The 23,736-nt window shown below is 74.2% G+C and carries 22 protein-coding genes, 1 pseudogene and 1 riboswitch; of the genes and pseudogenes, 12 read left to right on the forward strand and 11 right to left on the reverse strand.

Going from position 1 to position 23,736, the window contains the following annotated elements:
* Positions 1-3 precede the first annotated feature (3 nt).
* Positions 4-603, reverse strand: a complete 600-nt coding sequence (gene ftsL, locus QSK45_RS05880; RefSeq protein ID WP_285553918.1) for a cell division protein FtsL — start codon at positions 601-603, stop codon at positions 4-6.
* Between the two features lie 42 nt (positions 604-645).
* The gene (gene rsmH / locus QSK45_RS05885; protein WP_285553920.1) at positions 646-1,602 is read right to left on the reverse strand and encodes a 16S rRNA (cytosine(1402)-N(4))-methyltransferase RsmH; all 957 of its coding nucleotides are present in this window, start codon (positions 1,600-1,602) and stop codon (positions 646-648) included.
* Between the two features lie 415 nt (positions 1,603-2,017).
* Between rsmH and QSK45_RS05890 the strand changes: the two genes are divergently transcribed.
* The 4 genes from QSK45_RS05890 (at position 2,018) to QSK45_RS05905 (ending at position 7,605) form a co-directional block, all read left to right on the forward strand.
* Positions 2,018-2,566 (forward strand): beta-class carbonic anhydrase, encoded by a 549-nt coding sequence (locus QSK45_RS05890; protein WP_285553922.1) that lies wholly within the window; start codon positions 2,018-2,020, stop codon positions 2,564-2,566.
* A gap of 277 nt (positions 2,567-2,843) precedes the next feature.
* A complete protein-coding gene (locus QSK45_RS05895; protein WP_285553923.1) occupies positions 2,844-3,884 on the forward strand; it encodes an AAA family ATPase in 1,041 nt (346 codons plus the stop codon).
* The gene (locus QSK45_RS05900; RefSeq protein ID WP_285553925.1) at positions 3,884-5,245 is read left to right on the forward strand and encodes a DUF58 domain-containing protein; all 1,362 of its coding nucleotides are present in this window, start codon (positions 3,884-3,886) and stop codon (positions 5,243-5,245) included. Before QSK45_RS05895 ends, QSK45_RS05900 begins: the two co-directional genes overlap by 1 nt.
* Entirely contained in the window at positions 5,242-7,605 is a 2,364-nt protein-coding gene (locus tag QSK45_RS05905; protein WP_285553927.1) for a transglutaminase TgpA family protein, read from the forward strand. Before QSK45_RS05900 ends, QSK45_RS05905 begins: the two co-directional genes overlap by 4 nt.
* 262 nt (positions 7,606-7,867) lie before the next feature.
* Here the strand turns inward: QSK45_RS05905 and QSK45_RS05910 are convergent, their stop codons facing one another.
* The 3 genes from QSK45_RS05910 to QSK45_RS05920 form a co-directional block, all read right to left on the reverse strand.
* The gene (locus tag QSK45_RS05910) at positions 7,868-8,251 is read right to left on the reverse strand and encodes an SCO2097 family morphological protein (RefSeq protein ID WP_285553929.1); all 384 of its coding nucleotides are present in this window, start codon (positions 8,249-8,251) and stop codon (positions 7,868-7,870) included.
* A 275-nt stretch (positions 8,252-8,526) separates the two neighbouring features.
* Complete coding sequence (locus tag QSK45_RS05915; protein ID WP_285553931.1) at positions 8,527-9,354, reverse strand: class I SAM-dependent methyltransferase; 828 nt, start codon at positions 9,352-9,354, stop codon at positions 8,527-8,529.
* 133 nt (positions 9,355-9,487) lie between these two features.
* The gene (locus tag QSK45_RS05920) at positions 9,488-10,177 is read right to left on the reverse strand and encodes an SAV_6107 family HEPN domain-containing protein (RefSeq protein ID WP_285553933.1); all 690 of its coding nucleotides are present in this window, start codon (positions 10,175-10,177) and stop codon (positions 9,488-9,490) included.
* 161 nt (positions 10,178-10,338) lie between these two features.
* On the opposite strand from QSK45_RS05920, the pseudogene QSK45_RS05925 reads away from it, so the two are divergent.
* The 5 genes and pseudogenes from QSK45_RS05925 (at position 10,339) to QSK45_RS05945 (ending at position 16,313) form a co-directional block, all read left to right on the forward strand.
* A pseudogene (locus QSK45_RS05925) lies at positions 10,339-11,087 on the forward strand (ATP-binding cassette domain-containing protein).
* On the forward strand, positions 11,074-13,158 hold the full coding sequence (locus QSK45_RS05930; protein ID WP_285553935.1) for a YhgE/Pip domain-containing protein: 2,085 nt from the start codon (positions 11,074-11,076) through the stop codon (positions 13,156-13,158). The pseudogene QSK45_RS05925 and the gene QSK45_RS05930 overlap by 14 nt, the downstream one beginning before the upstream one ends.
* Positions 13,159-13,205: 47 nt before the next feature.
* Entirely contained in the window at positions 13,206-13,835 is a 630-nt protein-coding gene (locus QSK45_RS05935) for a TetR/AcrR family transcriptional regulator (protein ID WP_285553938.1), read from the forward strand.
* Positions 13,836-14,146: 311 nt separating this feature from the next.
* On the forward strand, positions 14,147-14,749 hold the full coding sequence (locus QSK45_RS05940; protein WP_285553940.1) for a DUF4126 domain-containing protein: 603 nt from the start codon (positions 14,147-14,149) through the stop codon (positions 14,747-14,749).
* 58 nt (positions 14,750-14,807) lie between these two features.
* On the forward strand, positions 14,808-16,313 hold the full coding sequence (locus tag QSK45_RS05945) for a phytoene desaturase family protein (protein ID WP_285553943.1): 1,506 nt from the start codon (positions 14,808-14,810) through the stop codon (positions 16,311-16,313).
* A 109-nt stretch (positions 16,314-16,422) separates the two neighbouring features.
* Here the strand turns inward: QSK45_RS05945 and QSK45_RS05950 are convergent, their stop codons facing one another.
* The 6 genes from QSK45_RS05950 to QSK45_RS05975 all read right to left on the reverse strand — a co-directional run bounded on the left by QSK45_RS05950 (position 16,423) and on the right by QSK45_RS05975 (position 21,284).
* Positions 16,423-17,328 carry an SCO2102 family sporulation regulator gene (locus tag QSK45_RS05950; RefSeq protein WP_285553945.1) on the reverse strand — a complete coding sequence of 302 codons (906 nt, stop codon included), beginning with the start codon at positions 17,326-17,328 and terminating at the stop codon, positions 16,423-16,425.
* Between the two features lie 56 nt (positions 17,329-17,384).
* The gene (metF, locus tag QSK45_RS05955; RefSeq protein WP_285553947.1) at positions 17,385-18,308 is read right to left on the reverse strand and encodes a methylenetetrahydrofolate reductase [NAD(P)H]; all 924 of its coding nucleotides are present in this window, start codon (positions 18,306-18,308) and stop codon (positions 17,385-17,387) included.
* Between the two features lie 133 nt (positions 18,309-18,441).
* The gene (gene thiE, locus QSK45_RS05960; protein WP_285553949.1) at positions 18,442-19,089 is read right to left on the reverse strand and encodes a thiamine phosphate synthase; all 648 of its coding nucleotides are present in this window, start codon (positions 19,087-19,089) and stop codon (positions 18,442-18,444) included.
* Positions 19,090-19,181: 92 nt separating this feature from the next.
* Positions 19,182-19,547 (reverse strand): helix-turn-helix domain-containing protein, encoded by a 366-nt coding sequence (locus QSK45_RS05965; protein WP_141361701.1) that lies wholly within the window; start codon positions 19,545-19,547, stop codon positions 19,182-19,184.
* Between the two features lie 121 nt (positions 19,548-19,668).
* Positions 19,669-20,901 carry an NAD(P)/FAD-dependent oxidoreductase gene (locus tag QSK45_RS05970; protein ID WP_285553954.1) on the reverse strand — a complete coding sequence of 411 codons (1,233 nt, stop codon included), beginning with the start codon at positions 20,899-20,901 and terminating at the stop codon, positions 19,669-19,671.
* 32 nt (positions 20,902-20,933) lie between these two features.
* Positions 20,934-21,284, reverse strand: coding sequence for an avidin-fold protein (locus QSK45_RS05975; protein ID WP_285553956.1), 351 nt, complete (start codon positions 21,282-21,284; stop codon positions 20,934-20,936).
* Positions 21,285-21,337: 53 nt separating this feature from the next.
* A riboswitch (TPP riboswitch) is annotated at positions 21,338-21,449 on the forward strand.
* Between QSK45_RS05975 and thiO the strand changes: the two genes are divergently transcribed.
* The 3 genes from thiO (at position 21,447) to QSK45_RS05990 (ending at position 23,659) form a co-directional block, all read left to right on the forward strand.
* On the forward strand, positions 21,447-22,643 hold the full coding sequence (thiO, locus tag QSK45_RS05980; protein WP_285553958.1) for a glycine oxidase ThiO: 1,197 nt from the start codon (positions 21,447-21,449) through the stop codon (positions 22,641-22,643). Its footprint overlaps the riboswitch before it by 3 nt.
* Entirely contained in the window at positions 22,640-22,861 is a 222-nt protein-coding gene (thiS, locus tag QSK45_RS05985; RefSeq protein ID WP_285553960.1) for a sulfur carrier protein ThiS, read from the forward strand. Before thiO ends, thiS begins: the two co-directional genes overlap by 4 nt.
* 3 nt (positions 22,862-22,864) lie before the next feature.
* Positions 22,865-23,659 (forward strand): thiazole synthase, encoded by a 795-nt coding sequence (locus QSK45_RS05990; RefSeq protein ID WP_285553962.1) that lies wholly within the window; start codon positions 22,865-22,867, stop codon positions 23,657-23,659.
* The last annotated feature ends 77 nt before the right edge of the window (positions 23,660-23,736 follow it).

Below are 23,736 nucleotides of genomic sequence, written 5' to 3' on the forward strand. Positions count from 1 at the left end.
CCGTCACCTGCCGGGGGTCGGGGTGGGAGCGGACTGGGGGGTGGTGTGCGTGGGTGTGTTCCGCGTGGTCGCGGCGGGGGCCGGGGCCGTGGGCGTGGCGGCGCCGGGCTGGGGCGCGCCCGGCCGCGGGGCCGCGCTCGCTGACTCCCTCGCCGGGGTGGGGGTGGCCGGGAGCCCGGGTGGCGGGGTCAGGGTCAGTGACTCGGGGGCGGGGAGGCCGTCGAGGGCGGCCGCCTCGGGCGTGGCGGCGCCGGGTACGCCCTTGACCGTGCCGTTCGGGTCAAGGAAGGCGGGGTCGCCGCCGGGGACCATCCCGAGGTCACGGGCCCGGCGCTGGAGTGCGTCGGGGGACGAGTAGGCGTCGATGTCCCGTTGGAGGGCCTGTTCCTCGTCGGTGAGGTTCTTGGTCTGCTTCTGCAGATCGGCGAGTTCGAAGGAGCCCTCGCTCAGTGCGGAGTTCAGGACCAACAACCCGATGAGGCCGCCGCCGAGGAGCAGGACGACGAGGAGCACGAACGGGGTGCGGGCCGCCTTGGCGCGGCCCGCTGGGAAGAGCCGGGCGAGCCGGGCGGCCCTCCCCGTCAGTTCGGGTTTCCTAGGCACCGCTCCCCCAGTGAGTCCCGCAGACCAACCCACCCGTCTGGCTCACTCGGCGTCCTCCCTGATGCGCTCGGCGCCCCGCAGCCTGGCCGGGGCGGCCCGGCGGTTCTCCGCGACCTCTTCCTCGGTGGGAAGTTCGGCACCGCGGGTGAGCAGCTTGAGTCGCGGCTGGTAGCGCTCGGGCACCACCGGCAGTCCGGGCGGCGCGGTGTTGGCGGCCCCGGCCGCGAACACCTGTTTGACCAGCCGGTCCTCCAGCGAGTGGTACGACAGCACGGCGATCCGCCCGCCGACGGCCACGGCCTTCACGGCGGCCGGGATCGCCCGCTCCAGGACGGACAGTTCGCCGTTGACCTCGATGCGCAGCGCCTGGAAGGTGCGCTTGGCCGGGTTGCCGCCGGTGCGCTTGGCGGCCTGCGGGAGGGCGTCGCGGATGACCTCGACGAGCCGGGCGCTGTTGCTGAACGGCTCCTTCTCGCGCTCGCGCACGATCGCCCCGACGATCCGCTTGGCCTGCTTCTCCTCGCCGTAGGCGCGCAGGATGCGCACGAGTTCACCGGCCGGGTAGGTGTTGAGGACCTCGGCGGCGCTGATGCCGGTCGTCTGGTCCATGCGCATGTCGAGCGGCGCGTCCTGGGCGTAGGCGAAGCCGCGGTCGGCCTCGTCCAGCTGCATGGAGGAGACCCCGAGGTCGAACAGGACGCCCTGGACGCGCGGGACGCGCAGCCGCTCCAGGACGTCGGGCAGCTCGTCGTAGACGGCGTGCACCAGGGTGGCCCGCTCGCCGAAGGGCGCGAGGCGCTCCCCGGACAGGCGCAGCGCCTCCTTGTCCCGGTCGAGGCCGATCAGCCGGGCCTCGGGGAACCGGGTCAGCAGCGCCTCGCTGTGGCCGCCGAGGCCGAGGGTGCAGTCGACGACCACCGCTCCCGGGCGCTCCAGGGCGGGCGCCAGCAGGTCCAGGCACCGCTGGAGCATCACCGGGACGTGTCGACTCTGGCTCAAGGGGGCCTCTCATTCCGGCGAGGCGCCGTGCGCACCGCTGGCCCCGCCGGCTCGTGAACAGGGGGGCGGCCGGCGCCGGAAGCGTCAGCCGACCGGGAGCGGAAGGAGGCCGAGCCGTACGTACGCGCCGCGCACGCGGGGAGACGGTCGGGCGGGTGCCGGGTCTCCAGGGGTTTCACCAGCAGGGAGAGCCACGCCTCCCGCTTCGCGTCACTTTAGTCCACGGTGTCGCGCGGTCAATCAACCGGCCTGCGCGTCGCGCAGCGCCTCCCGACGGGCGCCGCCTTTCGAACGGATTCACCCCCCTGGTCCAGGTTTGCCGTCCGTATGGGGTAGCTCACAACAAGCCACGATGACGTTCTTTGTCCGCTCTCACAGCAGGCTGCGTCGGCAGGTGACCAGTAACGTCATGAGTATGACGACTTCCGCAGCAGTTCCCACTGGATCCGAAGGCGCCATAAGCGGCAGCGCCACAGTGACCGACCGCCTGGTGGAGGCCAACGGTCGGTATGCCGCCGAATTCACCGATCCCGGCATGGACGCCCGTCCGGTCCTCAAGGTCGCCGTGGTGGCCTGCATGGACGCCCGTCTCGACCTGCACGCCGCCCTCGGCCTGGACCTGGGCGACTGCCACACCATCCGCAACGCGGGCGGCGTGGTCACCGATGACGTGATCCGCTCCCTGACCATCAGCCAGCGGGCGCTGGGCACCCGCAGTGTCGTGCTCATCCACCACACGGGCTGCGGCATGGAGACGATCACCGAGGAGTTCCGGCACGACCTGGAGATGGAGGTCGGCCAGCGCCCGCCGTGGCCGGTGGAGGCGTTCCGGGACGTCGACCAGGACGTACGGCAGTCGATGCAGCGGGTACGCACCTCGCCGTTCCTGCTGCACACCGACGACGTGCGCGGCTTCGTCTTCGACGTGCGCACCGGCGCGCTGCGCGAGGTCGACCCGGCCTGACCGGCGCTCCCCAGGCCACCGAGGCCGCTCCGGGCCCTCCCCGGCCGGCTTCCGCCCCCTCGCATTCCACACCGAAACGTATCGAAAGCGTGGTCGAAAGGGCCGTACGACCGACATCGTGCGGGCAGTTGTCCACAGGCGCTGACACGAATCGGTAACGGCAGCAAGAATGCGGTGTGGGACATCACGCGGAACCATTTCCGCGTGGTGTCCGTGTTTCGGGGTGGGCCGGCCGCGATCACGCGTGCCGGCTCTGGAACGGGCCGAGGAGGGCCGGGTGACGACCTATGACGGTCGAGAGAACCTCAGCGATCTGAGCGCCACGGTGGAGCGCGTGCGCGGTTCGGTGGAGGGCGTGATCGAGGGCAAGCCCGAGGTCGTACGGCTCGCGCTGACCGTGCTGCTCGCCGAGGGCCATCTGCTGATCGAGGACGTGCCCGGCGTGGGCAAGACGATGCTGGCCAAGGCGCTGGCGCGGTCCATCGACTGCTCGGTGCGGCGCATCCAGTTCACGCCCGACCTGCTGCCCTCGGACATCACCGGCGTCTCCATCTGGGACCAGCAGCGCCGGGACTTCGAGTTCAAGCCGGGCGCGGTCTTCGCGCAGATCGTGATCGGCGACGAGATCAACCGCGCCTCGCCCAAGACCCAGTCGGCACTGCTGGAGTCCATGGAGGAGCGCCAGGTCACCATCGACGGGCAGACCTACGCACTGCCCAGTCCCTTCATGGTGGTGGCCACCCAGAACCCGGTCGAGATGGAGGGCACCTACCCGCTGCCCGAGGCCCAGCGCGACCGCTTCATGGCCCGCGTCTCCGTCGGCTACCCGAGCGTGGCGGCCGAGCTGCAGATGCTGGACGTGCACGGCGGGGCGAACCCGCTGGACGACCTCCAGCCGGTGGCGCACGCGCACGAGATCGTGAAGCTGGTCGAGGCGGTGCGCGGGGTGCACGTCGCCGAACCGGTGCGGCGGTACGCGGTGGAGCTGGTCGCCGCCACCCGCGTCCACCCGGACCTCAGACTCGGCGCCTCGCCGCGCGCCACGCTGCACCTGCTGCGCGCGGCCAAGGCGTCCGCGGCCCTGGCCGGCCGGGAGTACGCGCTGCCGGACGACGTCCGGGAACTCGCCGTGGCCGTCCTCGCGCACCGGCTGCTGCCCACCGCCCAGGCCCAGCTCAACCGCCGCAGCGCGGAGCAGGTGGTGCAGGAGATCCTCCAGCGCACCCCGGTGCCCGCGGCCCCGGGTCCGCGCGGCGGACTCGACGGCGTGGGCCGCGGCGTCCCGGCCTATCCCCAGCAGCCTCCGCGGAGTCTGTGATGAGCGACGGGGGGACGGAGCGGGCGGCGGCCGAGCGCCGGGAGGCGGGCGGGATCCGCACCGCGCTCGCCGGTCTGACCACCCGCGGCCGCTCCTTCCTGGCGGCCGGGATCGCCGCCGCGATCTGCGCCTACGTGCTGGGCCAGAGCGAACTGCTGCGGGTCGGCCTGCTGCTGGCCGCGCTGCCGCTGATCTGCGCGACGGTGCTCTACCGGACCCGTCACCAGGTCTCCGGCACCCGGACGCTCTCCCCCACGCGCGTCCCGGCCGGCGGCGAGGCCCGGGTCCGGCTGCGGATGGACAACGTCTCCCGGCTGCCCACCGGGCTGCTGATGCTCCAGGACCGGGTGCCGTACGTGCTCGGGCCCCGGCCCCGGTTCGTGCTGGACCGGGTGGAGCCGGGCGGCCGCCGCGAGGTCTCCTACCGGGTCCGCTCGGACCTGCGCGGCCGTTATCCGCTCGGCCCGCTCCAGCTGCGGCTCACCGACCCCTTCGGCATGTGCGAACTCTCCCGCTCCTTCGCGGTCTGCGACACCCTCACCGTCATCCCCCGGGTGACCCCGCTGGCACCGGCCCGGTTCGGCGGCGAGGCCAAGGGCTACGGCGACGGACGGCAGCGCGCCCTGGCCCTGGCGGGCGAGGACGACGTGATCCCGCGCGGCTACCGGTACGGCGACGATCTGCGCCGCGTGCACTGGCGCTCCACCGCGCGCTACGGCGAGCTGATGGTGCGGCGCGAGGAACAGCCCCGGCGCGCCCGCTGCACGGTGCTGCTGGACACCCGCGGCGGCGCCTACGAGGGAGCGGGCCCCGACTCGGCCTTCGAATGGGCCGTCTCCGGCGCCGCCTCCGCACTGGTGCACATGCTCGAACGCGGCTTCTCGGTACGGCTCCTGACCGACACCGGCAGCGCGGTGCCCGGCGACAGCGCCGACGGCTTCGCGGGCGGCGGCCAGGAGGGCGCGGACGCCGCCGGGCTGCTCCTGGACACCCTCGCGGTCGTCGACCACTCCGGCGGCGAGGACCTGTCCCGGGCCTTCGACGCGCTGCGCGGCGGCGACGAGGGGCTGCTCATCGCCTTCCTCGGCGACCTGGACGAGGAGCAGGCCACCACGGTCGCCGGCATGAGCCGCCGCAGCGGCGGCGCCGTCGCCTTCGTCCTGGACCCGGCCGCCTGGACCCGCGACCCGTCCGAGCCGCCACGTCCCGACGACCCGCGCCCGGACCGGCTCGACCTGCTGCGCGACGCGGGCTGGACGGCCTTGAGCGTGCCCCGCGGGGCCGCCCTCGACGAACTGTGGCGCCAGGCGGACCGGCAGCGGTCGGGCCTGGCCTCCGTGACGGGGGAGGCGCGGGCATGAGCGGGCAGGCGAGGCTGGCTTTGTGCGCGGCGGCGGCCACGCTGATGGCGTCGTGCGCGCTGCTGCCGCTGGTGAACGGGCCGTCCTGGCTGCTGGAGCTGGTGCCGCTGGTGGTGGTGCAGTCCGGCGTGGGAGCGGTGGCGCGGCGGGTGCCGCTCGGACGGCCGCTGACCGTGGTGGCGCAGGCGGTGACCACGCTGCTGCTGCTCACCCTGGTCTTCGCCCGCGGGCACGCGATCGCCGGGCTGATCCCCGGCCCGGACACCTTCCCGTACTTCGCGGAGCTGCTGCGCCAGGGCGCGCAGGACGTGAGCCAGTACGCGATACCGGCACCGCTCACCGACGGCATCCGGCTGATGCTGATCGGCGGTGCCCTGCTGATCGGCCTGCTGGTGGACACCCTCGCGGTGACCTTCCGCAGCGCCGCCCCCGCCGGGCTGCCGCTGCTCGCGCTGTACTCGGTGGCCGCCGGACTGTCCCATGGCGGCCCCGACTGGCTGTGGTTCCTCGTGGCGGCGGGCGGCTACCTGATGCTGCTGCTCGCCGAGGGCCGGGACCGGCTCGCCCAGTGGGGCCGTGTCTTCGGCGCGGTGCCTCGCGCCCAGGGCGGCGCTCAGGACGGCGGCGCGGTCGCCCCGGTGCGCACCGGGCGCCGGATCGGCGCGGTCGCCCTCGGGGTCGCCCTGCTGGTGCCGCTCGTGCTGCCCTCGATGCGGGGCGGCCTGCTGGCCGAGGACGGCACCGGGCCGGGCGCGGGCCCCGGGCGCGGCGGCACCATCTCCGCGGTCAACCCGCTGGTCTCGCTGCGCGACAGCCTGAACACCACGGACGACCGCACGGTACTGACCGTGCGCACCAGCAACCCCGACATCTCCGACCTGTACCTGCGGATCGTCTCCCTGGACGACTTCGACGGCACCACCTGGAAGCCGGCCCAGCGGCACATCGTGGGCGTGCCGGACACGTTCCCGGCACCGGCCGGGCTGAACCCGGACGTCCGCCGGGACACCACGCGGACCACGGTCAGGGCGGCGGACTGGTACGCCCAGGACTGGCTGCCCATGCCGTATCCGCCGAGCAAGGTGCGGATCGGCGGCAGCTGGCGGTACGAGCCGGTCGGCATGACGCTGGTGGGCGACCACGGCGAGACCACGCGCGGCAAGACGTACCAGGTGACCAGCCTGGACGTGCGGCCGACCGCACAGCAGCTGGCGTCCGCGCCCCAGCCGCCGGCCGCGCTGCGGCGCGAGTACACCACGGTGCCGGCCACCCTGCCGAAGGTGGTGGCGCAGACCGCCCGGGAGGTCACGGCGGGCGCGAGGAACCACTACGAGGAGGCCGTCAGGCTCCAGGACTGGTTCTCCGTCGACGGCGGCTTCCAGTACGACACGCAGGTGGCGGTCGGCAGCGGGCCCGGCGCCATCGCCAACTTCCTGCGGAAGAAGCAGGGGTTCTGCGTCCACTTCTCCTTCGCGATGGCGGCGATGGCCCGCACCCTCGGCATCCCGTCCCGGGTCGCGGTGGGCTTCGCGCCCGGCACCCCGCAGACGGACGGCTCCGTGACGGTGAGCCTGAAGGACGCGCACGCCTGGCCCGAGCTGTACTTCCAGGGCGTGGGCTGGACGCGTTTCGAGCCGACGCCGACGCGGGGCGTGGTGCCGTCGTACACCCGGTCGGTCTCGCCCGGGACCTCGCAGCCGGACCAGTCGCTGCCGTCCAAGCACGGCAGCGCGGAGCCGTCGGCCGCCGCGTCGGCCGGCGAGGACTGCACGAACGGGCAGGGGGCGTGCGACGCGCCGTCGGCGGCGGCGGTCCCCGCCGGGGACGGCAGCGGTCCGGGCCCGTGGTGGTTGGCGCTGACGGGTCTGGCCGCGCTGGTGGTGCTGGCCGTTCCGCTCGCGCCGCTGCTGTGGCGGGCCCGGGTGCGGTCGCTACGGCTCGGCGGGCACGCCCGCACCGAGGAGGGGGCGGCGGCGCACACACTGGCCGCGTGGCAGGAGCTGACCGACAGCGCGTGGGACCTGGGCATCCTGCCGGACGACTCGCTGACGCCGCGCGGCGCGGCCGGCCGGATCATCCGTCTGGGCCGCCTCGACCCGGCGGCCGGCGCCGCGGTCCACCGCGTCGCCGACGCCCTCGAACAGGTCCTGTACGCGCCCCGTCCTCGTCCCGCCGCGGGCGTGGCCGACGACGTACGCCAGGTCACGGGCGCCCTCCACGACACCGCGACCCGCCGGGCCCGCTTCAGAGCACGCTTCCTTCCCCGCTCCGCCGTGCGCGTCCTGTGGACGGCCTCGTCCCACTGGTCGGCGCTGCGCACCCGGGCCACGTCCCTACGACCGCGCACCTCGGAACGCTGACCTCGACGGGTGCCGTCGCGCCATGGAGGCCGACGGCCCCCGCGGGCTCCCGAAGGCCCGCGGGAAACCGCGCGACCGGTCGGCGCGGGAGCCGGGGACGGCGGGCATGGGACGGCGGGCATGGGACGGCGTGCGGCAGGCGGCAGGCGGCAGGCGGCAGGCGGCAGGCGGCAGGCGGCAGTACCGTGAGCCAACGCCTGAGGGGTGACCACCCTGTACCGGTGGTCACCCCTCGGGAAAACTCGGCCGAACCAGCGGAGCGCTATCGCCCCTGTTCGTCACGGCGTCTCTGCCACCGGTCCTCGATCCGGTCCATCATGGACCGCTTGGGCCTCAGCGGGCGCCGTACGGCGCCCGCGGGTCGCTCCCCCGGCTTGGGTGCCTTGCGCCAGCCGGTGACGGCGAGCACCGCGCACCCGAGCATGACGAGGAATCCGACGACGCTGACCCAGATCAGCTGGGCGACCATTCCGGCCATGAGGAGCGCGATACCGACGAGGAAGCCCGCGACCGCCTGGTAGACCCGCCGCCGGGTGTACGTACGCAGCCCGCTTCCCTCAAGCGCTGACGCGAACTTGGGATCTTCGGCGTACAGCGCTCGCTCCATCTGCTCGAGCATGCGCTGCTCGTGCTCCGAGAGCGGCACGGAGTCCTCCTCATCGTGCGGTCGCCGGGGCGACCCGGGGGGTCCCTTCAGGATAGGCAGGGAATCGCCCCCGTGAAACCCGCCCCTCTACGCCAACTGACCAACCGGGGTCCCGTCATGGCCGTCCCGACTCGCCGATGCTTCCATTCCCCGGCGGCCGACCCGTCATGCCGGGTGGTGTACCTCGATCATACGGCGCAAACCCCACGATCGGGGGTCTTGTGTTGTACTCCATCCGCCGCCGATGCCCTGATCAGCGGCGGTCGGCCCCGTCCTCAGACCTCGGCGGCGCCCGGCGTCTCGCCGAGCACGTGCAGCTGGGTGGCCACGGAGTGGAACGCGGGCAGCTCGGCCGCCGCCGCCTCCAGGCGCAGCAGCGCGTCCAGCGCGGCGGGTTCGGTGTCCACCAGGACGCCGGGCACGAGGTCGGCGAAGACCCGCACGCCGTGCACCGCGCCGACCCGCAGGCCCGCGCCCTCGACCAGCGCGGTCAGCTGGTCGGCGGTGAAGCGGCGCGGCATCGGGTCGCCGGGGCCCCAGCGGCCCTCGGGGTCCTCCAGGGCCTGCCGCGCCTCGGTGAAGTGACCGGCGAGGGCGCGGGCGAACACCGCGCCGCCGAGCCCCGCGGCCAGCAGGCTGAGGACGCCTTCGGGCCGCAGGGCCGCGACCGCGTTGCGCAGGCCCTCGGCCGGGTCGTCCACGTACTCCAGGACACCGTGGCACAGCACCGCGTCGTAGCCGCCGCGCTCGACCACGTCGAACAGGCCGTGGGCGTCGCCCTGGACGCCGCTGACCCGGTCGGCGACGCCCGCCTCGGCGGCGCGGCGCTCCAGCGCGAACAGCGCGTTCGGGCTGGGGTCGACCACGGTCACACGGTGGCCGAGGCGGGCGAGGGGCACGGCGAAGTTGCCGCTGCCGCCTCCGGTGTCGAGGACGTCCAGCGCGTCCCGTCCCGTCGCCTTGACCCGCCGGTCGAGGGCGTCCTGGAGGACCTCCGAGACCACGGCGGTACGCAGCGAGGCGCGGGTGCCGGAGCGGTCGGAGCGCAGCGACGCCGTATGCGGCTGGTGAGGGGAGACGGGCGGGCGCATCGGGTCCGACACGGCAGTTGGCTCCTCGGGGGATGGACGTCTTCCAGTCGTCTCCACCCTATTGCCTCCGGCGCTCCGCCTGGTCATCGCGGGGGTCGCGGCGGTGTCCGTCTCGCTCGGCGGACGCCGACCGCACCACCCGTGCTCAGACCGCATCCGGTAGGTCACCGCGGGCCCCCGCGCCGCCCGGGTCGCCGGCGTCCCGGCGGGGCCGGGGCAGGACCGGCTGGAGGACGAGCATCCGCTCCACGAGGCGCAGGAACATCGCCACGTCCCGTATCAGGTCGTCGGCGTCCCGTCGGCTCGCTGCACCCCGGATGCCGGCCTCGGCGCGGGCGCGGCGGGCGGCGCCGGAGGCGAAGAGCGCGCTCCACTCGGTCAGTTCGGGGGCGATCTCGGGCAGCACCTCCCAGGCGCTGCGGATCCGCGCGCGGCGGCGCGGGGAGGTCTCGGGGCGGCCGCGGGCGGCGAGCACGGCGGCGGCGGTGCGCAGGGCGGCGAGGTGGGCCGTCGCATACCGCTCGTTCGGCGCTTCCAGGGTGGCGGCCTCCGCCAGCCCGGCGTGGGCCTGGGCGAGCAGGCCGAGGGCGGCGGGCGGGGCCGTGGCCCGCCGGAGCACGGGGTGCACATCGCTCGCCGGGCCGGTCGAGGAGAGGGCGGCACCGGTCGGCGAGGGGGCGCGGCCGGTCGAGGAGGAAGCGGCGCCGGTGCGCGCGGGGGCGGCGCCGGCCGGGGACGGGGCGGGGCCCGCCGGTGCCGGTGCGGCGCCGGTCAGTGAGGGGGCAGGGCCGAGGGCGCGGCGCCGAGGTGCGGCGGCTGCGGACGAGTGGGCCATGACGAACCTCCTGTCGTCTGGGTGACGGCACGGGTGCCGTATGTGCCCATCGTGAGGTATGCCACTGACAATCCGTTCCGACCTGGGCTTTTGCCTCGGTCGAAGGTTCGGCATATTTTTGAACTGACCAGTCAGTGCAAAATACGACCGCAGGGGGGCTTGTGGACGGCGCGCACGTCACGGCCGAGGGCCTCGGGCTCAGGGGACCGCGGGGGTGGGCCTTTCGCGGCGTGTCCCTGGACGCGGAGCCCGGCTCGCTGATCGCCATCGAGGGACCGTCCGGCTCCGGCCGGACGTGTCTGCTGCTCACGCTCACCGGACGGATGAGGCCCACCGAGGGGTAGCCACCGTCGGCGGGTCCACACTCCCCCGGCACATGGCGGCCGTGCGCCGCATCAGCGCGCTCGCCGGCGTGGCCGGGGTGACGGACCTGGAGCCCGCCCTGACCGCCGGGGAGCACCTGCGCGAACGCGCCCTGCTCCAGCACCGGTTCGGCGACTCGCTGCGCGAACTGCTGCACCCGAGGGCCGGGCGCTCGCACGAGGCGCGGCTGCGCGTGGACGCGGCGCTCGCCGCCGCCGGGCTCGACCTGGAGACCCTGCCCAAGGGCTCGCGTACGGCGGTGCGCGACCTGGGGCGGGTACAGGAACTGCGCCTGTCCGTCGCCCTGGCCCTCGTCGGCCGGCCCCGGCTGCTGGGCGTGGACGACCTCGACACGAAGCTGTCGGACGCCGAGCGCGCCGAGGTGTGGGACCTGCTGCGGTCCCTGGCGCGCGGGGGGACGACGGTCCTCGCGGTGTGCCGCACCGCCCCCGAGGACTGCGTCATCGTGTCCACGCACCGGGACACCGCGAGCGGGAACACCACGAGCCGCGACGACGCCGAGGAGGACGCCGATGCGCTCGCCTAGGCTCGCCGCCCTCGAACTGCGCCGTTTCGGACGCGGGAGACTCCCCCGCGCCGCCCTCGTCGCCCTCCTCGTGCTGCCCCTGCTCTACGGCGCCCTGTACCTGTGGTCCTTCTGGGACCCGTACGGCCGCCTCGACCGCATCCCCGTCGCACTGGTCAACGACGACAAGGGCGCCACGGCGGGCGGCGAGAAGATCACCGCGGGCGACGACATCGTGGCCGGACTGCGCGACAGCCGGACCTTCGACTGGCACGAGGTGAGCGACACGGAGGCCCGCGAGGGCGTCGAGAACGGCACGTACTACCTGTCGCTTACCATGCCGGCGGACTTCAGCGAGCGCATCGCCTCCAGTTCGGGCGGCTCCCCGGAGACCGGCGCCCTCCGGGTGCGCACGAACGACGCGAACAACTACATCGTCGGCCAGATCTCCCGCACCGTCTTCAACGAGGTGCGCTCGGCCGCGTCCAGCAAGGCGTCCCGGAGCTTCCTGGACAAGATCTTCATCTCGTTCTCCGACATCCACGACAAGACGGTCACGGCCGCCAAGGGCGCGGACAAGTTGAACACCGGCCTGGGGAAGGCGGAGAAGGGCTCCAAGGACCTCGCCGACGGGCTCGCGGACGCCAAGAGCGGCAGCGGGAAGCTCGCCAAGGGCATCAAGAAGCTGCACACGGGCTCCGGGGACCTCCAGGAGGGCTCCCAGCAGGTCGCCGACGGCACCCAGGCGCTCGCCGACAAGGTCGACGGCGTCTACGCCGAGGCGGGCCCCTTCCTGAAGGACAACGAGAAGACCATCGGGGACACCGCGGGCCTGGTCGCCGACTCGGCCAAGACGGTCCAGGACAATCTCGACGTCCTGGTGAAGCACGCCCCGCAGGCCGCGAAGAGCGCGCATCTGTCCGCCGCCGTCCTGGCGGACGTCTACAAGGCGCGCTGCGAGACCGCCCCCGTCCCCGACCCGCTCTGCCCGCAGCTGAAGAAGGCGCGGCAGGCGGCCGAGGACGTGGCCGGCGTCGCCGACGACCTCGACACCCTCATCGCCGACCAGAACGGCGACCTGACGACCATGCGGGACAACCTGGGCACCCTCAGGAAGCAGGCCCGCGCCCTCCAGAAGAGCGCGCCCCACCTCTCGGAGGACGTCAGCGACGCCGTCAAGAAGATCGACAAGCTGAACGACGGCGCGCAGCGGGTCGCCAAGGGTGCCAAGAAGCTGCACACCGGCCTGGCCACCGCCGACACCGGTGCCACCACCCTGGACGCGGGCATCGGTACGGCCAAGACCGGCGCCCGGACCCTCGACGGGGGCCTCTACCGGCTCACCGACGGCTCCGGGAAGCTCGCCGGGGGGCTGCACGACGGCGCCGGGAAGATCCCCGACTACGACAAGCACGACCGCGACCGGCGCACCGGTGTCATGGCCGACCCGGTCCGGCTGGCCGCCCACGATCTGCACAGGGCGCCCAACTACGGCACCGGGTTCGCCCCTTACTTCATCCCGCTGTCCCTGTGGGTGGGCGCGATGGTGGCCTACATGCTGATCGCGCCCCTCAACCGGCGTGCCCTGGCGGCGGGTTCGTCCGCGTGGCGGATCGCGCTCGCGGGCTGGCTGCCGGTGGTCGCGGTGGGCGTGCTCCAAGTGGGCGCGCTGATGGCCGTCCTGCACTGGGCGATCGGACTTCAGATGCTGCGGGCGGCCGGCACGATCGGCTTCCTGTTCCTGGTCACCGCGTGCTTCGCGGCGATCGTGCAATGGCTCAACGCCCGCTTCGGCGCGGCCGGCCGGATCCTGGTCCTCGCACTGCTGATGCTCCAGCTGACCTCGGCGGGCGGCACCTATCCGGTGCAGACGAGTCCGGGCTTCTTCAACGCCATCCACCCCTTCCTGCCCATGAGTTACATCGTGGCGGCGCTGCGCCGGCTGATCACGGGCGGCGGGCTCGGGCCGGTGTGGCAGGCGTGCGCGGTGCTGGCCGCGTTCACCGCGGGCGCCCTCGCGCTGACCGCGCTCGCGGCGCGGCGCCGGCAGGTGTGGACACTGGACCGGCTGCATCCGGAGCTGAGCCTGTGAGCCCCGGTCGGGCCCGGCCGGCCCGCGTACCTGTGAGAATCGGTGCCATGGAAAGCAGCAGCGCCAGGTCCGGCGGCAGCACGCGCCGGGAGGCCACCCGGCAGAAGCTCTACGAGGCGGCCGTCACGCTCATCGCCGAGCAGGGCTTCTCCGCGACCACCGTGGACGAGATCGCCGAGCGGGCGGGGGTGGCCAAGGGGACCGTCTACTACAACTTCGCGAGCAAGTCGGTCCTCTTCGAGGAACTGCTGCGGCACGGGGTCGGCCTGCTCACCGCGTCCCTGAAGGAGGCCGCGGAGCGGACCGCGCACGAGGGCGGCGGCAAGGTGGACGCCCTGGACGCGATGATCCGGGCGGGCCTGGTCTTCATCGACCGCTACCCGGCCTTCACCCAGCTGTACGTGGCCGAGCTGTGGCGCACCAACCGCGCCTGGCAGTCCACGCTGATGGTGGTGCGCCAGGAGGCCGTCGCCGTGGTCGAGGGCGTGCTGCGCGAGGGCGTGGCGGCGGGCGAGTTCAGCGAGGAGATCGACGTCCAGCTGACGGCCGCCGCGCTGGTCGGCATGGTGCTGGTGGCCGCGCTCGACTGGAAGTCCTTCCAGCCGCAGCGCTCCCTGGACGACGTCCACGCGGCCCTGTCCCGGTTGCTCCAGGGCCGGGTCAGCGGCAGGGTCTGAGCCCGGCCGGCACCCGCGGTCCGCGCCCGGGGCGGCATGCGAAAGGCGCCGGTCCACTGCCGGACCGGCGCCTTCGCGTTCCCCCGTACTCTCCCCCGTACTCCCCCTGGGTCGCGGCCAGGCGGCGGGCGCCGTTCCGCCGCCCCGTGCCGGCGGTGCCGGGCCGCGCCCCCTTGCCGTGCTCCACTCTCCCGTCCCGGCCCCTCCCGGCCCATCCGTGCGCCTACTCAACCCGGCGCCTAGGTACGCGTACTCAGATGTGCGCGCACATGCCCAGGCGCAGGGCCCCGGGCCTCGCTACGATCGCCTGCGTGTCCGTACTCCCCCTCGTCTTCACCAGTGGCTGGGCCAGCGGCGTCAACGCCTACGCGGTGGTGCTCCTGCTCGGCCTGTTCGGCGTGACCGGGGTGAGCGACGACGTACCCCAGGCCCTCCAGCGGCCGGAGGTCCTGATCATCGCGGGCGTGCTGTTCCTGTGCGAGGCGGCCGCCGACAAGGTGCCCTACGTCGACTCCGTATGGGACTCCGTGCACACGGTGGTCCGGCCGGCCGCGGGCGCCTGGGTGGGGGCGCTGCTCGCCGGGCACAGCGGCTCGTCCTCGGAGGTGGCGGCGGCGCTGATCGGCGGTTCGACGGCGCTGGCCAGCCACTCGGTCAAGGCCGGTACGCGGATGGCGGTCAACGCCTCGCCGGAACCGTTCAGCAACATCGCGCTGAGCATCGGCGAGGACCTGGGCGTCGGCGCGGTGGTCTCCTTCGCGGTCTTCCATCCGCGGGCCGCGGCGGTCGTCGCGGCGGTGCTGCTGGTCGCGGGGCTGGCCGCGCTGTTCTTCCTGGTCTCCCGCATCCGGCGCTTCCTGCGCCGCCGCGCCCGGCGCAGGGAGGAGCGCCACTTGGCCTCGCGGGTGCCCTGAGCTGCGACGACCCCTCCCGGCGACCGGATTGTCGGTGGTGGTCGCTAGAGTCGCGGACATGGCACGGATCGTGGTGATGGGCGCCGGTATGGGCGCGATGGCGGCCGCCGCCCGGCTGGCCGTCGCGGGCCACCGGGTGGTGGTGTACGAGCGCACGGACACGTACGGCGGCGGGGTGCGCCGGTTCGAGCGGGACGGGTTCGGCTTCGACACCGGCCCGGGGCTGCTGACGCTGCCCGCCGTCTACCGCGACCTGTTCGTCAAGACCGGCAAGGAGCCGCTGGAGGACCGCGTCGGACTGGTCCAGGTCGACCCGTCCGCGCGGCACCTGTTCGCCGACGGCACCGAGGTGTCGCTGCCGAACGCCTCGCGCGCGGGTGTCGTCGCCGCGCTGGACGAAGCACTGGGCGGCGGCGCGGGCGGCCGCTGGGGGGACTTCCTGGTGCGGGCCCGCGAGGCCTGGGACCGCACCCGGCGGCCGCTGCTGGAGGAGCCCCTGTGGCCCGACTGGCAGGTGCTGACGGAGAAGGAGCCGTACCCGGCCGTCCCGCACAAGCGGCTGCTGCGCACCCGGCGGGCGAGCACCCTGGCCGAGGTCGGCGCCTGGGAACTGCGCGACCCCCGCCTCGCGGCCCTGCTCGCGGGATACGCGCTGGCCTACGGCGTCGACCCGGCCACCGCCCCGGCGAGCGCCGCCGTGCTGCCGTACATGGAGCACGCCTTCGGCACCTGGTATGTGCGCGGCGGCATGAGGGAGTTGGCGCGCGCGGTGTACGAGCGGTGCCTGGCGCGGCGGGTGGAGTTCGTCTTCGGCGCCGGGATCACGCGGGTGCTGCTGAAGGACGGCCGGGCCACGGGGATCGAGCTGGAGGGGGGCACCGAGGCCGAGGCGGACTTCGTGGTCGGCGCCGAACCCTGGCGCCTCGGCGGCCTGGTGGAGGGGACGGCGTACGGACCGGGGGCGGTCGCTCCGGAGCCCGAGGACCGGTTCCCGGGACGGATGGTGGTCTGCCTGGCCCTGCGCGGCGCGCGTGAGCCCGGCGCCGCGCACCGCACGGTCGTGCACTCGGCCGACGCCGAGGGCGAACTGGACCTGTTCCGGCACGGCACGCCGCCCGCGCTGCCGACGGTCCGTATCGACCGGCCGGACGACCCGGCGCTGCGCCCGGACGACGCGCACGAGTCGGTGGTGCTGACGGCGACGGTCCCGGCGGCGACGCGGTACGACTGGGGCGCGCCCGGTGTCGCGGACGCGTTCGCCGAGCGCATGATCGCCACGGCCGAGCGCGCGCTCCCGCGGCTGCGGGAGCGGACCCTGTGGCGCGAGGTGCGCACCCCCCTGGACACCGCGCGGGAGACGGGCGCGACGGGCGGAGCGGTCCCGCCGCCCGCGCTGGCCGCCCCGCGGGGCTCACTGCACCCGGCCAACACCACAGGGATTCCGGGTCTGTTCGCCGTCGGCGGCTGGTCCCACCCGGGCGGCGGTCTGCCGCACGCGGGCATGTCGGGCGCCCTGGTGTCGGGCCTGATCGTGGAGGGCCCGGACTTCCGGGGCTCTCAGTGACCGGGCGGCGAGGCCGGCTGCCCGCGGCGCCCGGCCCGCCCCCGGCCGGGGCCGAAGCCGGCCCGGGGCGGGTACCCACCCGGTCCCGCGGTCCGGTCGGCGCCGTGCCTCAGTAGCGGTACTGCTCGTCGTACCCGGCGCCCGGCTGTTGTTGGCCGTGACCCTGGTAGGGATACGGCTGCTCCTGCGGGAGTTCGCCGCCGTGGGTCTCGTCGGTGCGCTGCTGCGGGACCCAGACACCGCCGGGCGGGGTCTGGCCGTAGCCGCCGGCGGCGTACGGGTCCTGGGCGTAACCCTGCTGGCCGTACTCCTGCTGGGGCTGGGCGTAGCCGGGGTCGTAGCCGGTGCCGGTGTAGGACTGGCTGCCGATGTAGGGGTCGGAGTAGTCGGCGTAGCCCTGTTGGGGGGCGCCGTCGTAGCCGTAGCCCTGCTGCCCGTAGCCCGAGTAGTCGTAGGGCTGCCCCTGCGAGGGGACGGCGGCGGGGTCGCCGTAGACGCCGTAGTTGCCGGTGTCGTCGGGCATGGGCTGCGGCTCGTAGACGGCGGCGGGGTCGGCGGCCGGGGGGCGGCCGGGCGAGAAGACGTCGTCGCGGTCGTAGTCGTCGTAGGCGTCCGGGTCGGGACCGCCCCGGCCGTACGGGTCCTGACCGGGAGCCGGCTCGTCGTCGAGGGGGGCGGGGGCGGGGGCCTCCGCCGGTTCCTGGCGGTCGGCCCGGCCGCGGCGGCGCTTGCTGCCGCGGGGCTCCACGGCCTCCCCGTCGGGACGCCGGACCGCCCAGCCGGCCGCGAAGCCGCTGCGGAAGGACAGCGTGACGAGGGTCTGGCCGACCGCGAAGGCGATCGCGCCCGCCCCGATCACGAGGACGGACGGCATCATGACGCCGACCACCACGCCGAGGAAACCCGCGAAGGCGAGCAGTCGCCAGCGCAGACGCGCCTTGTACTGCAGCAGTACCTCGCCGAGCAACCACAGCGCGACGACGCCGAACGCGATGTAGAGGACCGTCCAGCCCATGTACGCCCCTCTCCCAGTGGCCGTTACGCAGTGTGTCGCAACAGGGTGCGGCAGGTCTAGGCCTGCGGGGGGTGGTGCAGGCCCAGGTTCTCGTAGATCTCCAGGGTCGCCGTGGAACTGTTGAGCGTGATGAAGTGCAGTCCGGGCACGCCTTCGGACAGCAGTCGCGCACAGAACTCCGTGGCGAAGTCGATACCGATGGAGCGTACCGCCGCCGGATCGTCCTTCGCCGCGAGGATCCGCTCTTTCAGGACGTCCGGGAACCGGGCGTTGCTGAGTTTGGGCAGCCGCTCCAGCATCCGCACGCTCGTGACCGGAAGGATCTCCGGGATGACCGGGGTCTCACAGCCCGCGTCCGCCACCCGGTCACGCAGCCGCAGGTAGGACTCCGGCTGGAAGAACATCTGGGTGATGGCGTAGTCGGCGCCCGCGCGGCACTTGTCCACGAAGTGGGCGACGTCGGTGTCCCAGTCCGCGGAGCGCGGGTGCATCTCGGGGAAGGCGGCGACGCCCACGCAGAAGTCGCCCGACTCCTTGATGAGGCGCACCAGTTCGGCCGCGTAGGTCAGGCCCCGGGGGTGCGGCACCCACTCGCCCATCGGGTCGTCGGGCGGGTCGCCGCGCACGGCGAGCATGTTGCGGATCCCGGCGTCCGCGTACTGGCCGATGATGTTGCGCAGTTCGGCGATGGAGTGGTCGACCGCCGTCAGGTGGGCGACCGGGGTGAGCGTGGTGTCGGCGACGATCTGCTGCGTCTCCTTGACGGTGCCGGCGCGGGTCGAACCGCCGGCGCCGTACGTCACGGAGACGAAGTCGGGGGCGACCGCCTCGACCCTGCGCAGCGCGGTCCACAGGTTCCGCTCGCCCTTGGGGGTCTTCGGCGCCGAGAACTCGAAGGAATACGTGGTCTTGCCGCCGGCGAGCATGTCACGCACGGTACGCGCGCGATCAGTCCTGGTGGATGCGGTTCCGAGGGCCATACCCGCAGGTTAGCCAGGGGACGCCGGTCCCCCAACCGAACAGCGGCAATTTGCCCGAATTGTCGACTTGTCGTCCACCCCTTGGGACGGACTGCCGCAAACGGGGTCGCGACGGCGGCCCTCGGCGAGGCGCTCAGACCTGCCGCAGCCGCTTCGCGAACTCGGCCGCCGCGGCACCCGGGTCGTCGGCCTCGGTGAGCGCGCGGACGACGACCACCCGCCGGGCGCCGGCCGCCAGCACCTCGTCCAGGTTGCCGAGGTCGATGCCGCCGATGGCGAACCAGGGGCGCCCGGTGCCGAGCGCGGCCGTGTACCGGACCAGGTCGAGGCCCGGGGCGGGCCGGCCGGGCTTGGTGGGGGTGGGCCAGCAGGGGCCGGTGCAGAAGTAGTCCACGCCCTCCTGGACGGCGGCCGCGGCGGCCTCCTCCTCGGTGTGCGTGGAGCGGCCGATCAGCACGTCGGGGCCGAGGATCGCGCGGGCCGCGGGGACCGGCAGGTCGCCCTGGCCGAGGTGGAGCACGTCGGCCCCGGCCGCGTGGGCGACGTCGGCCCGGTCGTTGACCGCGAGGAGCCTGCCGTGCCGGGCGCAGGCCTCGGCGAGGATCTCCAGGTACGCCAGTTCCTCGGCGGCCTCCATGCCCTTGTCGCGCAGTTGCACGATGTCGACACCGCCGGCCAGCACCGCGTCCAGGAACTCGGCGAGGTCGCCCTGGCGCCTGCGGGCGTCCGTGCACAGGTACAGCCGGGCGTCGGCGAGTTCGGCGCGGGCGGTGTCGGACATGCGTGGGTCCCCCCGGGGTCGTGTGTCTGCTGGGTCGGCGGGTGGCGCACGGCGCACCGGGCGTCGTGCGCCACCCCCTCAGGCGGTCGGGCTCAGACGGCGAGCGCCTGGGCGCGGCGCTTCACCTCCGTGCCGCGATTCTCGCTGAGAGCCTGCGCGGGGGTGCCGGGCAGGGTCGGGTCGGGGGTGAAGAGCCATTCGATCATCTCTTCGACCGTGAAGCCGTCGTCCCGCAGGAGCGTCAGGGTGCCGGACAGGCCCTTGACGACCTTGTCCCCGTCGATGAAGGCGGCGGGGACGTGCAGCGCGCGGTTCTCACCTCGGCGTACGGCGATGAGCTGGCCCTCCTTGACCAGCTGCCGGACGCGCGTCACCTCGACGCCGAGCTGTTCGGCGATGTCGGGGAGGGTGAGCCAGGCGGGGACGAGAGCGTCGATCTTCGTGTCAATCTCGGTCACGGGTACAGCGTAGGCGTTCGACGGGGGGTGGTGCCTTATGTCGCCTTCGACCGCGGCTGCGTCGGGGGTGGTCCGCGCGCGGGCGGGAGCAGCCGCCGACCGGTACCACCCCCGGCGCCGGCTAGTCCGCCGTGGCGTCCTTGAGGGGCCTTCCCGGGTCCGCCAGCGCCTCCGCGTCCATCGCGCGGCCCGCCTCGATCAGCTTCCGGCCCTGGGCCAGGTCCCGCGGGCGGCCCACCGCCAGGAGGGCGACGAGGCGGCCCTCGCGCAGCCAGCACACCGTCCAGGCCGGGCTCCGCGGGTCGCCGCGCCAGACCAGCCGGTCGGCGGCGGCGTGGTGGCCGGCGTACTGGACGAAGCGGCCGAACTGCTCGGACCAGAAGTACGGCACCGGGTCGTAGACCGCGGCGGTCTCGCCCAGGATGTTGGCGGCGACGGTGCGCGGGCCCTGGAGGGCGTTGTCCCAGTGGTGGACGAGCAGCCGTTCGCCGTAGCGGGCCGAGGGGAAGGAGGCGCAGTCGCCGACGGCGTACACGTCGGGCGCGGAGGCGCGCAGCCGGGCGTCGGTGACGACCTCGCCGAACGCGCCCAGTTCGATGCCGGAGCCGGCCAGCCAGGCCGTGGCGGGGCGGGCGCCGACGCCGACGACGACAGCGCCCGCGGGCAGCCGGGTGCCGTCGGCGAGCACCACCGCGCCGGGCTCGACGCGCTCCACCCGCGCGCCGGTGCGCAGTTCGGCGCCGCTGTCGGCGTACCAGCCGGCCATCGGCGCGGCGACCTCGGCGGGCAGCACCCCGGCGAGCGGCCGGTCGGCGGCCTCCACCACGGTCACCGCGCAGCCCGCCTCCCGGGCGGCGGTGGCGAACTCGGCGCCGATCCAGCCGGCGCCGACGACCACGATGTCGTGCCGCCGGGCGAGCACGGGCCGCAGGCGTTCGGCGTCGTCCAGGGTGCGCAGCAGGTGCACTCCGGGGACGCCCTCGGTGCCGGGCAGGGTGACCGGCTCGGCACCGGTGGCCAGCACCAGGACGTCGTACGGCACCGGGCCCGTCTCGGTGTCCAGTTCGTGGTCGGCGGGGCGGACGCCGAGGACCTCGCAGCCGAGCCGGAGGTCGACGCCGAGCGAGTCGAAGTCGAGGTCGAAGGCGGAGTCCTCGGCCTTGCCGAGCAGGACGGCCTTGGACAGCGGCGGCCGGTCGTACGGCTGGTGCGGTTCGGCGCCGATGACGGTCACGCCGCCCGTGAAGCCCTGTTCCCGCAGGGCGACCGCGGTCTGCACCCCGGCCATGCCCGCGCCGACGACGACCACGCGCCGCGTCCCTGCCGTGCCCTCCCGGGCCGTCTGCTCGCTCACCCGATCACCATAGACAGATGACGATCAGTCAGTCATCCGGCGTGCGCGCCGACCTCTTCCACGACGCTCGTGCCGGAGCCCGGACCGGATTCCCACTCCCACGTCTCCTCCAGGCGCGCCCGGCCGTCCGGCAGCTCCACGACCGTGGACACGCAGTGACCGCAGGCCGTGGTGCCGTCGGTCCGCAGCTGCACGTACCGGAAGTCCAGGCGGTCCCCCGCGCGGGTGCCGACCAGATGACCGCGGACGATGTCGCCGCCCTGGTACTCGGCCCAGACCGCGCCGTCCTCCTCGTGGTAGGCGAAGCGGGTCCGCGTACCCACCTGACCTGCGGACTGGTCGGCGACGGGGGCGAGGACCAGTCCGTCCAACGACAGGGTCATGAGCAAGGGCTCCCTTACGGGTGACGAGTGGGGCGGGCTAGGGTGGCCACCGTACAAGCACTCGCGGGAGCCCGGACGCACCGGGCTGAGAGGGAGGCTGGCGGCCTCCGACCGTACGAACCTGATCCGGGTCATGCCGGCGAAGGGAGGGGCTGGACGCCCATGTCGTCACGTACGTCACGTACATCCGGCACATCGGACACATCCGACGTCCTCGTCATCGGGGGCGGGATCATCGGCCTGGTCACGGCCTGGCGCGCGGCGTGCCGCGGGCTCGCCACGGCGGTGGTGGACCCGGCGCCGGGGGGCGGGGCCGCGCAGGTCGCGGCGGGGATGCTGGCCGCGGTCAGCGAACTGCACTACGGCGAGGAGGGGCTGCTCGCGCTCAATCTGGAGTCGGCGCGCCGCTACCCCGACTTCGTGGCCGAGCTGACCGAGGCGAGCGGCCGGGACCTCGGCTACCGCCGCTGCGGCACGCTCGCCGTCGCGCTGGACGCCGACGACCGCGCCCATCTGCGCGAACTGCACGCCCTCCAGCAGCGCTGCGGGCTCGACTCCGAGTGGCTGCCGGGGCGGGAGTGCCGGCGCCTGGAGCCGATGCTGGCACCCGGGGTACGCGGCGGGCTGCGGGTCGACGGCGACCACCAGATCGATCCGCGCCGGCTGGCCGCGGCGCTGGTGACCGCGTGCGAACGGGCCGGGGTGGTGTTCCACCGGGCGTGGGCCGAGCGGCTGGACGTCGCACGGGAGCGGGCCACCGGAGTCACCGCGGCGGACGGCACGACGCTGGCCGCCGGGCAGGTGGTGCTCGCGGGCGGGAGCCTCAGCGGGCGGCTCGCCGGGGTGCCGGAGGCGGCGCTGCCGCCGGTGCGGCCGGTGAAGGGCCAGGTGCTGCGGCTGACGGTGCCGCCGCGGTACGCGCCGTTCCTCAGCCGTACCGTGCGGGCCGTGGTGCGCGGCGGGCAGGTGTATCTCGTGCCGCGGGAGAACGGCGAGCTGGTCGTCGGCGCCACCACCGAGGAGCAGGGCTGGGACACGACGGTCACCGCGGGCGGGGTGTACGAGCTGCTGCGCGACGCGCACGAGCTGGTGCCGGGCATCACCGAGCTGCCGCTGACCGAGACGCGGGCCGGGCTGCGGCCCGGTTCCCCCGACAACGCGCCGCTGCTCGGGCCGTCCGGGCTCGACGGGCTGCTGCTGGCGACCGGGCACCATCGCAACGGGGTGCTGCTCACGCCGGTCACCGGGGATGTGATGGGGCAGTTGCTGGCCGGCGGTCCGCTGCCCGAGGAAGCCCGTCCGTTCACACCGGAGCGCTTCGGCGCGATCCGCACCCAGCAACTGGAGCAGCCCGCATGAGCGCCGTCCCGTCCACCGTCAGCATCTCCGTCAACGGACAGTCCCGGAAGGTCGCGCCGGGAACCGCGCTCGACGCCGTCGTACGGTCCCTCGTACCGGCCCCTTCCGGGGTCGCGGCCGCCGTCAACGAGACCGTCGTGCCCCGGGCGCAGTGGGCGGGGACGGCGCTCGTCGAGGGCGACCGGGTCGAGGTCCTCACCGCGGTGCAGGGGGGTTGAGCCGTGACCGACGATTCCCTTGTCCTCGGTGGTACGGCCTTCGGGTCGCGGTTGATCATGGGTACGGGCGGGGCGCCCAGCCTGGACGTGCTGGAACGGGCGCTGGTGGCGTCCGGGACCGAGTTGACGACGGTCGCGATGCGGCGGGTGGACCCGTCGGTGCACGGCTCGGTGCTGTCCGTGCTGGAGAAGCTCGGTATCCGGGTGCTGCCGAACACGGCGGGGTGTTTCACCGCCGGCGAGGCCGTGCTCACGGCGCGGCTCGCGCGGGAGGCGCTGGGTACGTCGCTGGTGAAGCTGGAGGTCATCGCCGACGAGCGGACGCTGCTGCCGGACCCGGTGGAGTTGCTGGAGGCGGCGGAGACGCTGGTGGACGACGGGTTCACGGTGCTGCCGTACACCAACGACGATCCCGTGCTCGCGCGGAAGCTGGAGGACGTGGGGTGCGCCGCGGTGATGCCGCTGGGGTCGCCGATCGGGTCGGGCCTCGGGATCCGCAACCCGCACAACTTCCAGCTGATCGTGGAGCGGGCGGGGGTGCCGGTGATCCTCGACGCGGGGGCCGGGACGGCATCGGACGTGGCGCTGGCGATGGAGCTGGGGTGTGCGGGGGTGATGCTGGCGTCGGCGGTGACGCGGGCGCAGGAGCCGGAGGTCATGGCGACGGCGATGCGGTACGCGGTGGCCGGGGGGAGGCTGGCTCGGCTGGCGGGGCGGATTCCGCGGCGGTACTGGGCGCAGGCGTCCTCTCCCGCGGAGGGTCTGGCCCGGCTGGATCCCGAGCGGCCCGCCTTCTGAGCCGGGACGCGCGCGCCGCCGGCGGTCACCGGCCGTGGCGGCCCGGGTCCGGGCGCGGAGCGGGTCGCCGCGCCGCG

This window comes from Streptomyces hygroscopicus subsp. hygroscopicus, from assembly GCF_030269125.1.
Classification (GTDB): Bacteria; Actinomycetota; Actinomycetes; order Streptomycetales; family Streptomycetaceae; genus Streptomyces; species Streptomyces hygroscopicus_C.

Excerpts from the sequence above, each read along its gene's own strand:
- QSK45_RS05890 (WP_285553922.1), top strand. The coding sequence starts at position 2,018 with ATGACGACTTCCGCAGCAGTTCCCACTGGATCCGAAGGCGCCATAAGC.
- QSK45_RS05900 (WP_285553925.1), top strand. The coding sequence starts at position 3,884 with ATGAGCGACGGGGGGACGGAGCGGGCGGCGGCCGAGCGCCGGGAGGCG.
- QSK45_RS05905 (WP_285553927.1), top strand. The coding sequence starts at position 5,242 with ATGAGCGGGCAGGCGAGGCTGGCTTTGTGCGCGGCGGCGGCCACGCTG.
- QSK45_RS05920 (WP_285553933.1), bottom strand. The coding sequence starts at position 10,177 with ATGGCCCACTCGTCCGCAGCCGCCGCACCTCGGCGCCGCGCCCTCGGC.
- QSK45_RS05930 (WP_285553935.1), top strand. The coding sequence starts at position 11,074 with ATGCGCTCGCCTAGGCTCGCCGCCCTCGAACTGCGCCGTTTCGGACGC.
- QSK45_RS05935 (WP_285553938.1), top strand. The coding sequence starts at position 13,206 with ATGGAAAGCAGCAGCGCCAGGTCCGGCGGCAGCACGCGCCGGGAGGCC.
- QSK45_RS05945 (WP_285553943.1), top strand. The coding sequence starts at position 14,808 with ATGGCACGGATCGTGGTGATGGGCGCCGGTATGGGCGCGATGGCGGCC.
- QSK45_RS05950 (WP_285553945.1), bottom strand. The coding sequence starts at position 17,328 with ATGGGCTGGACGGTCCTCTACATCGCGTTCGGCGTCGTCGCGCTGTGG.
- metF (WP_285553947.1), bottom strand. The coding sequence starts at position 18,308 with ATGGCCCTCGGAACCGCATCCACCAGGACTGATCGCGCGCGTACCGTG.
- thiE (WP_285553949.1), bottom strand. The coding sequence starts at position 19,089 with ATGTCCGACACCGCCCGCGCCGAACTCGCCGACGCCCGGCTGTACCTG.
- QSK45_RS05975 (WP_285553956.1), bottom strand. The coding sequence starts at position 21,284 with ATGACCCTGTCGTTGGACGGACTGGTCCTCGCCCCCGTCGCCGACCAG.
- thiO (WP_285553958.1), top strand. The coding sequence starts at position 21,447 with ATGTCGTCACGTACGTCACGTACATCCGGCACATCGGACACATCCGAC.
- thiS (WP_285553960.1), top strand. The coding sequence starts at position 22,640 with ATGAGCGCCGTCCCGTCCACCGTCAGCATCTCCGTCAACGGACAGTCC.